1 protein-coding gene is annotated in these 452 nt (G+C 59.7%); it reads left to right on the forward strand.

The window, feature by feature from the left end; all coding sequences use genetic code 11:
• A partial coding sequence (locus ACTHUR_RS20685) for an ABC transporter permease subunit (RefSeq protein WP_440400673.1) occupies nt 1-452 on the forward strand: 452 nt, incomplete at both ends.

Genomic DNA, 452 nt, shown 5'->3' on the forward strand with positions numbered 1-452 from the left:
TCAAACAACTCGCCCACGGCGACCTCTGCCCCTCGTTCAAATACAAAGACTACAACGTCAACGAATTGCTCTCCCAAGCCCTGCCGGTCTCCGTCGAACTGGGCGTGTACGCCTTCATCGTTTCCACCGTTTTGGGCGTACTCATGGGCACCATCGCCGCACTCAGGCGCAACACATGGGCGGACTACACCATCATGACCGCCGCCATGACCGGCATCGTCGTCCCCAGCTTCGTCAAAGCCCCCATCATGATTTTCATCTTCGCCATCACCCTCAAATGGCTACCCGCCGGCGGCTGGAATGACGGCTCGTTGACCAGCCTCATCATGCCCGTCGCCGCCCTCTCCATCGGCTATGTCGCAGGCCTCGCCCGCATCACGCGCGGCGCGATGATAGAAGTGTTGAACAGCCCCTACATCCGCACCGCCCGCGCCAAAGGATTATCAATGAAC

It is taken from the genome of Neisseria sp. P0021.S007, from assembly GCF_051956855.1.